7 protein-coding genes and 2 pseudogenes are annotated in these 7,943 nt (G+C 34.9%); 2 read left to right on the forward strand and 7 right to left on the reverse strand.

Annotated elements, in window-relative coordinates:
- Together OK414_RS29555 and mobQ are read right to left on the reverse strand one after the other, a co-directional pair.
- Positions 1-247 (reverse strand): annotated as a pseudogene (locus tag OK414_RS29555) (spore coat protein); the annotation flags it as partial.
- Between the two features lie 143 nt (positions 248-390).
- Positions 391-2,373, reverse strand: coding sequence for a MobQ family relaxase (gene mobQ / locus OK414_RS29560; RefSeq protein WP_205664578.1), 1,983 nt, complete (start codon positions 2,371-2,373; stop codon positions 391-393).
- Between the two features lie 376 nt (positions 2,374-2,749).
- On the opposite strand from mobQ, the gene OK414_RS29565 reads away from it, so the two are divergent.
- Positions 2,750-3,061, forward strand: coding sequence for a hypothetical protein (locus OK414_RS29565; protein WP_264363576.1), 312 nt, complete (start codon positions 2,750-2,752; stop codon positions 3,059-3,061).
- A 97-nt stretch (positions 3,062-3,158) separates the two neighbouring features.
- Here the strand turns inward: OK414_RS29565 and OK414_RS29570 are convergent, their stop codons facing one another.
- The 3 genes from OK414_RS29570 to OK414_RS29580 form a co-directional block, all read right to left on the reverse strand.
- On the reverse strand, positions 3,159-3,434 hold the full coding sequence (locus OK414_RS29570) for a hypothetical protein (RefSeq protein WP_182031406.1): 276 nt from the start codon (positions 3,432-3,434) through the stop codon (positions 3,159-3,161).
- A gap of 56 nt (positions 3,435-3,490) precedes the next feature.
- Positions 3,491-4,123 carry a DUF3967 domain-containing protein gene (locus OK414_RS29575; RefSeq protein ID WP_182031408.1) on the reverse strand — a complete coding sequence of 211 codons (633 nt, stop codon included), beginning with the start codon at positions 4,121-4,123 and terminating at the stop codon, positions 3,491-3,493.
- Between the two features lie 193 nt (positions 4,124-4,316).
- A complete protein-coding gene (locus OK414_RS29580; RefSeq protein ID WP_182031410.1) occupies positions 4,317-5,168 on the reverse strand; it encodes a helix-turn-helix domain-containing protein in 852 nt (283 codons plus the stop codon).
- A 993-nt stretch (positions 5,169-6,161) separates the two neighbouring features.
- Here OK414_RS29580 and OK414_RS29585 point away from each other — a divergent pair.
- Entirely contained in the window at positions 6,162-6,590 is a 429-nt protein-coding gene (locus tag OK414_RS29585; RefSeq protein ID WP_034656318.1) for a cell wall hydrolase, read from the forward strand.
- A 209-nt stretch (positions 6,591-6,799) separates the two neighbouring features.
- Here OK414_RS29585 and OK414_RS29590 read toward each other — a convergent pair whose 3' ends face one another.
- Positions 6,800-7,171 carry a hypothetical protein gene (locus OK414_RS29590; protein ID WP_234943166.1) on the reverse strand — a complete coding sequence of 124 codons (372 nt, stop codon included), beginning with the start codon at positions 7,169-7,171 and terminating at the stop codon, positions 6,800-6,802.
- Between the two features lie 484 nt (positions 7,172-7,655).
- A pseudogene (locus OK414_RS29595) lies at positions 7,656-7,943 on the reverse strand (hypothetical protein); the annotation flags it as partial.

The raw sequence follows: 7,943 nt of genomic DNA on the forward strand, positions 1-7,943 counted from the left end.
GATATGTCTTTGAAATAGCTTCTACAGCGATGTTATAAACATCTGTAATAAACGCGTATTGATGATGTAAGATATCTTTTAATTCTTGATCTTGAATATGTTGATCAAAAAGTTGATATTGATCCAGCACATTAATAAAACCAGCTAGAATTTCATGCATGTCAAACATTTCATGGCCGCCATGATTCATCTGCGGTGCCATATTAGGCGATTGTTGTGTATTAGATTGATTCATTCCATTTTGCATTCTCTTTACCTCCAGATTTTTAACATTCTTTTTTAAACTGTACAAATAGTAAAGAGAATATGTAGGATATGTGATTATATAAACCTTAAAGCGCTAAAACAACTTAAAGTTGGTTCTAATTGCCTTAAGGCAATTTTTAATGATTAACGGCTAAGATCTGGACCTTGACTTTTATTTCTATTTATAGAGCTACTTCTGAACCTTCTAAGGTGCTGTCTTTGTTGAGCCTGCTCTTCACTGCGAGTAGCTTGTTGAATCGCATTAAAGATGCCTGAGACTGTTCCTATGATGTTTTCTTTAGTTTTTATTTGCTTTTCTATAGTTGGTATTACGTTTTGCTCAAGTCCTCTAATTTCGCTTTGTCGCTTGTTTAAATCATCTAGTCCTTTATATCCTTTTTCCTTAAGGTTCTCCCTGTAGTGATTTACTTCGTGTTGTAATTCTTCATAGTGTTGACGTGTTTTCTTTGAAACTAAGCGTTTTGCTGCTTCACCAGGGTTATTATTTAATTTATCAAGTTCATTTTTTGATTTTTCAAGGTTAGTAACTTGGCTCTTCATTTTATCTAGATGATCTTTTTCGATTTGAAAGATTTTTAGATCTTTCCTTAGTTTATATAAGTCATCTTTTTGATTTTTAATTGCTTTTTTAATGACCTCTAACGTTACTGGAGTCTTTTTGGCCATATCTATATGTTTTTCTAGTTTTAATGCATTTTCATAACTTAAATAGTTTCCAGCTGTTTTCAAGTCTGGATAGTGAGAGCTTACTTCACGAATTTTAGCCGTTTTAATGGCTTCTTCTGCTTGTGACAAAGTTTTTGTCTCTACTCGGATCTGTTGCTTTTCATACTTAATTTGATGCATGCGGTTCTCTTTTTGTTGCGAGAACTCTTGATAGCGTTGGTAGAATTCTTCTTCATTTGAAAAACGAAGGGATTCTTTATATTCTTCGATGCTGCTTTCATAGTTTGCTTTATTACTGTCTAAATCAGATATTTTATCAAGGTAACGACGTTTCATCATATTATTTTCTTTCAGCTTAAACGGATTAAGTGATCCCTTGAGTTCATCTACTTTTTCTTCATTCTGCTTAATTTCACGCTCTAAGGCTCTCAGACGGTCATAGTAATTGTTGACGTTCAAGAATTGCTGTTGTTGGACATGAAAATGGCGTTCAATCGGATCATGACGATCCGCCATTTTACGTAGTTCTTTCTGGCGTCTTGAAATATCGTCTAAGGAAATGACTTTTTGATCTAAAAGAGATGCAGCTTTTTGGATATAGGTTTTTTCAACATCTGTAGAGAAGCTAAATTGCTTCTTTTTTTCTTTCATTTTTTGGACATGAGCTTCTTTTTGACGGCGATAAGCTTGTAAATCAATAACAACTTGATTGTATTCTTGGCGCTCTCGGTTGACTTGACCGCGTTCGCTTTGTTTCCCTTTCTTCTCCATGTCATGTGCGACATGGCCTAAGTGAACCATAGGCAAGGTTTCGAGTCCACGCTTTTCATGAGAAAGATGAGTGATACGCTCATTGATTTTAGCTTGTTCCAAGGCTTTGTTGGCATAGCTTGCCCACTGTTCACGAATGGATAAGCAGCCTTCGCTGTTTTTGACGTACCCACGGTTGTTCTCTTTTACATTGGCAAAATCAGCATTCCAGTCACGATTCTTTTTGCTAAACCCATCTTGATTCAGATTTCTCATCGTCAACATGATGTGAGCATGCGGATTATTGGTATCATCGCGATGGATAGCAATATCAGCAACCATTCCTTTTTGAACAAACTCGTTTTGAGCAAAAGATCGAATGAGTTCTTTTTGTTGGTCGTGATTCAATTCAATTGGCAACGCAATGTTTAATTCACGTGCCAATTGTGAGTCTTTGCGTTTCTCTACTTTTTCAACTTCATTCCATAAACGGTTCCGATCTTTCATCCATTCTGGTGCATTGGTAGGAGTCAGAATCATGGTTTCCGGCTGTGCGTGACGAGCATAAAATTTTTGCTCGTCTGTACGTTCATCATGTAGTTTTTCGCCACTGCGATAAGCAGCTGCAGCAACAGCCGATTGTCCTTTTGAACGACTGATGATTTGCATCGATAGATGGTAGATAGCCATAATTCTTTCCTCCTTTCTTGAGAATGGGTTAGTGGATTAGGAATAAGTTGATGAGAGCACAATGTGCGCTAATCAATGATTTGGATGAAATCAGCATCATGAACACCAAAGGTGTCAGATGGTGGTTTCATCTTTGCCGATAGGCAAACAGATTTTATAAAATTCGCCATCTAGGCGAATGGATCTTTGGTTTTGTCTTTTCGTTCCGAAGGAACCGCACACATCGGTACGATGTATAAGTGCGCCCTTATCTCTTCGATCTAAGGGAATTATATCATATCCTGGTGAGAGAATCTATGCTAAGGATACCAATTTATCTCAATTTTTGATATAATCAATTTAAACATTAGAGAACAGATAAAGGAGATGGGGATGGGTGCCAAAGAAGCGAACAGATGAGGAAATTCTTCAGGAGATAGAAGAGAAAATTGAGAAGATGAAAGCGAAGAAACAACAAGTTGAAGCGCGTAAAAAAGAAAAAGAAAGAAAAGAGAGAACAAGAAGACTTATTCAAGTGGGCGCAATCTTTGAGAAATCCTTTGAGATTCAAAGTGAAGAAGAAGCAGAAAAGATTGCGAAGGCACTGCAATCTTATGTAGGAAAAAATAAAGATAAGATTTTGCATCATGATGTGGTTGTAAAAGAAAAAAAGAAAGCAGCAGCTGAAGTAGCTACTGCCGAAGAATAATTTACAATGTAAGTTTATAGAGTTTCAAATTGGTTATTTTAGCTTGAACAAACTACTCAAACTAAAATAACCAATTTGAAACCTTGTAGTTCTTATACTATTCAATATCAACTTCTCGTTCTTTATTTGGAAATTCAACTAGATTGTCTGTCGTTTTTTTCTTTTTTGACTTTTGAGTTTTCGGTTTTTTGACTACAAATCCCTCAATCTCATCCCCATTACTATCGACTAACGTCACTAGCTCTCCATCAGCATTACGGAAATTGATATATAAATTTGCTTTTGAAAAAGTTACCTCATACTGCTCCATCAAACCTTGTAATGTACTGGCAATAAGTTCAGGTGTAACTGGCTCTTCAAATTTAATTCTCATTTTCCATCACCCCATTTTTTGTTATAGCTGACATGTATATAAATTAGGCTTTTATGCTATCTCCAAAACTCCCACCATTTCTTTTTGAGTTCTTCCTGGGAAGCAGCCAACATTTTTTTGGTTTCTCTGATGTCCCGCATAACTTGAATAAGGATTTCGTCTCTTTTTTCAGTTCCTGTATCGTCATCCATTCTTTCAAGCAATGTTTTTTTTAGCTCATAAACTTCTTGAGTTTGATTATCTTTAATAGTCTGTATCTCATTTTTAAATGTTTGTTCTTGCTCCTGAAGAAGTCTTACAAAACGCTGCTCTTGCTCTTTTAAAAGTACATTCATTAGCGTCATAGCGTCATGACTACTAGAATCCTTTCCAGTCATGATGTCATGACTATCTGTGCCGTTTTCAAGCATGACATCATGACCCATCGTCTCTATTTGCTTCTTGTTGGCCGTGCCTATCTTCCTTGCTACAGACTCAATGGTCATACCGTCATAACTAATTAGCTCTAAAAACATCTCCAAAGCTTTTATGTCTTCCTCTGTAAAAAGGCGATGTCCTAAATTGTTTCTTCGAAAAGAATACCCTTCTTTTTCAAGGCTAAAAATGTACTTTTTGAAGACAGAATCCTTTAGGTCTAACCTCTTTAAAACTTCACCAGTCTTATAAACAAAGTTATTCGTTTCAGACATAACGTCATGCCCCCTCTCTAATTCATTCGTCATGACATTATATTAGCCCTTCAATTAAAGAGCTTGCAAACGAATATATTTAAAACTTGCCGTGATGAACGACGGCCATCTCACTTTGAGATTATATCAATTTTCAAGAAGTCTAGTCTTAGATTACTGTTATAAAGGGGCTCTTTGATTAAGAGGCCATACCTTATACCCTCGAATGTAGAGGGTGGTTTTTAAGATGTTTAGTTCGTTCAATAAAACTATCTACAAAGCTGGCCATTGCTTTTGTGTCGTCACGTTCTGAAAGTTGGTTATAAGCAATAGTGTAGGCTAATTTGTGCAATTCTTCAGTAGAAAGGTTACGTCCCTGTTTTATGTAATCTACAAGTTTATCAAAAGCAATATGAGCGATTTCTTGCATAATAGATTTATCAACTGATACACCAAAGTTCTTCATTGCAAGCCAAATACGTCCGTATAGAGACTTAATTTGATTACCAAAGAATGCTTGATATTGTTGAAGTCTTTTAGGAACCATTTTTATATAAGCTTTACGTTTAGATGTTTCTTTACTCATATTTAGATGTTTAATATTATGTATTTGTTTTAAAAAGGTTTTGTTTTTTTGGTGTTGCATTTTTGAGCTTTCTTGTGTTGCATTTTCTTCAATTTGATTAATTTCTTTTACAGATTCTTCTGTTTGAATTGGTTGAATAATAACGGCATTACTTGTTTGTTTCATGTCACTACTGCGTTTCATTTCTAATTGTTTAATAATGCCGAGATTCTCTAAATGGTTACACACACGAATAATAGTAGCACGACTTTTACCAACCAGTTTACCAATATTTCTTTTCGTTAAGAAAGAAACTCCTAGGTGCTTCGCTGAATAGCCATGTAAGACTTTTAATACAGCAACATGGGTTTTATTCAACTGATCCTTAAAACGTTCTATATAGGACCGTACAGTTTCGTTTAGGGTATCAATAGACTCGAAGCTTGATAAATTTTTATATGTTTCTACACTTGCGATAATCTCAATTTTTTCTTTTGCCATTTTCATTCGCTCCCTTTTATGAAAAACGAAAAAAGACGTGATACCGTTTTACAGGTAAACACGTCTTTTAAAATGATAAAAGAGTATAGAACTTCCCCTTGTTTTTCATGTAATTCTATCGTAAAATGAACATAGAATTACACTAAAGAAAAGGTGAAGCAGGTGTTTACCGTGGGTTGTGCACGGTGGACGGTTGAAGAAGGATCCGACCCCTTCGACAACACGCTTTGCCTTTTTTGATTTTCCGATCATGTAATTGATTTAATCATAGCAAACTCTACCAAGTTTAACAATGAAATTTTTAGATAATTTAAGTATATAGATGTTTTTTTTATTTAAGGCTGTATCTTGTGATACAGCTTTTTATATTTTCTTGTTAACAAAATAAAAAGTCACCTCTTAAGTGTGTGGTAAGAGAGGCGCCTTTTTATTTTAAAGGGTTTGACAACATTACAAATCATAAAAGTAGTCAGAATAATTGTACAACAAATTTATAAATAAGGCAATATAGGACAACCTTGAGCATATGTATAAAAGGTGAGCTTTTTATACATCATTTCTTCAATCACCTGAAAGAAAATAGTTGTTATATCAAGGATGTATAAAAAACTGCATACTCCGGAAAAAGAACCCTCGGCGGAACCGTTCTGCGACAAGGGTTCTTTTTTGGGTTGTGTTCCGGAAAGAGTGGTTATGTAAACTAGATCTGTATATTATATACAGGTTGAAAACAGAAAAACTCCCCCAATGCGTTAAGGAAGTTTTCTGTGTAAAATTCGAATAAGAAAGTCCGTAGATGCCTCACGGCGTCTTAGGTAGTTTGCTTCGTTATCAGGAATGTATGTATAGAAAGAGGAAAAATCTACTTCTTTCATCCCATAGTAATGGGGTATCCTGTTATCGAAGAGTAGGGGGCTAATTATAAGATGTGAAATAGTGAAAAGAACATTATACAAGCTATAAAGAAATATCATAATTGTTGGAGGTGAAATTATGGCAGTTGTTAAAGCTACAACTTCAGATATCGCTCTTCTAGCAAGATTACTTAGAGCAGAAGGTGAAGGTGAGGGTGTACAAGGGATGCTTCTTATAGGAAACGTAGGAATTAATCGAATCAGAGCAAATTGCTCTGATTTTAAAGGACTGAGAACCATTCCACAAATGATTTATCAACCCCATGCATTTGAAGCTACTCAAAAAGGCTATTTCTATCAAAGAGCACGAGAAAGTGAAAAACGTTTGGCACGTCGATCTGTCAGAGGAGAACGTAGTTGGCCTGCAAAATATAGCTTATGGTATTTCAGACCTCCTCAAAAGTGCCCTTCAACATGGTACAAACAACCTCTTGTTGCTCGATATAAGCTTCATTGCTTTTATCAACCAAAAGCCGAAACATGCGAAAACATTTATAATACTTTTTAAAAATTCCCTATAATTTTATAAAGTGCTGTATTATTCTATATCATTAAAAATAAAAAACTAACTTTGAGTGAGAAAAAAGTTAGTTTTTTATTTTTAAGTTGTTTAGGGTATATAAGTTTATATTTTATTCGGCCCTTATATAATTGATTACCCCAATAATTATTGGTAAGTCTCCCCTTTAAAACACTCTCATTTTTTAAGGGATTTCCTCAACGTTCAAGTCCACTATGGAGTATATTTGATGTTAGAAAGGCCCCAACGGGAGGCAAGTCACTGTTGGTAACGGCAGGTCCTATGAGAGTTGTATCTGTCGTAGCAATCCAAGTTCCATTCCTACCTGCTAATAAAGAAGGTGGTTTCATAATAACTCGCCCAGTTAAAATAAGATGTCGAATTCTAATAGTCGAATCATCAAACATAGTTAAGTTACCAGAATATGTGGCATAAGGTGAATCAAAGCTGATTTGTTTGGCACTCTCATCCCAATATCCATTAATGGGAATAAGAGTGCCACGAAAATTAATTGTACCCGTTACTCTGTTACCTGTAATGGAGTTAATAATAAGCACACCCCAAACCATCGGTCTACCTGCTATCTCAGCATGGATACCCCATCGTGATGGAAATGGTATATTAACCCTGACTTTCTCTGTAGGTTGCAAAGCTGATTCCTCCCCTTTTCTAGGGCCATAAATTATGAATACCTAATACAATATGAGAAATAGGTCCAAAATGTTCGAACCCTTATGAATATAGCAAAAAACCTTCCTGTTCAAACGAACATTTCTATGTTAAATAAGTTCCAGGAGAAATATAAAAATGAGTCAGTTAAACAAAATACGTTAAAGAGTGTTTAAGTTCAGTAGTAATGACATCTTATTAGATAAGATGTCATTATTTATTTCCTATAATTGTGATTATGTTAACTACCTTTGTATATCATATACAGGGTGAAAACAGAAAAAACTCCACAGCCGGTTGGGAGTTTTTTCTACATACATTTGTTGTTAGGACGATGTTATCTGACATCATGAGTAGTTTGCTCAAGTTCGTAAGAACTTATGTCTAATCAGTAGTTTTTTCTTCATGAGATATAGCAACTTCATCTTTATAATCAAAATCTGCTTTTTGACTGATTTTCCCTTCTTCAAAGATTACTTGGAATCTAATCTTCTTAATATTGTCCCAAGATCCTCTACCAAATAGAAATGGATTCATTTCATAAGTTCCAGTTCCTTTTCTAATCATAATCTCTTCTTTAACAAGCTTATTGATGTTGTTATTTAAACTTTGAACTGTATTAAACCCCAATTCTTCAGCCATTTGTTTTTTTATGTATGCATTTAAAACAAC

This window comes from Priestia sp. JV24, from assembly GCF_025910025.1.
Taxonomy (GTDB): Bacteria; Bacillota; Bacilli; order Bacillales; family Bacillaceae_H; genus Priestia; species Priestia megaterium.

What these genes read in the sequence shown, in the direction of transcription:
- mobQ (WP_205664578.1), bottom strand. Translation starts at nt 2,373, where the DNA reads ATGGCTATCTACCATCTATCGATGCAAATCATCAGTCGTTCAAAAGGA.
- OK414_RS29570 (WP_182031406.1), bottom strand. Translation starts at nt 3,434, where the DNA reads ATGAGAATTAAATTTGAAGAGCCAGTTACACCTGAACTTATTGCCAGT.
- OK414_RS29575 (WP_182031408.1), bottom strand. Translation starts at nt 4,123, where the DNA reads ATGTCTGAAACGAATAACTTTGTTTATAAGACTGGTGAAGTTTTAAAG.
- OK414_RS29580 (WP_182031410.1), bottom strand. Translation starts at nt 5,168, where the DNA reads ATGGCAAAAGAAAAAATTGAGATTATCGCAAGTGTAGAAACATATAAA.
- OK414_RS29585 (WP_034656318.1), top strand. Translation starts at nt 6,162, where the DNA reads ATGGCAGTTGTTAAAGCTACAACTTCAGATATCGCTCTTCTAGCAAGA.
- OK414_RS29590 (WP_234943166.1), bottom strand. Translation starts at nt 7,171, where the DNA reads ATGGTTTGGGGTGTGCTTATTATTAACTCCATTACAGGTAACAGAGTA.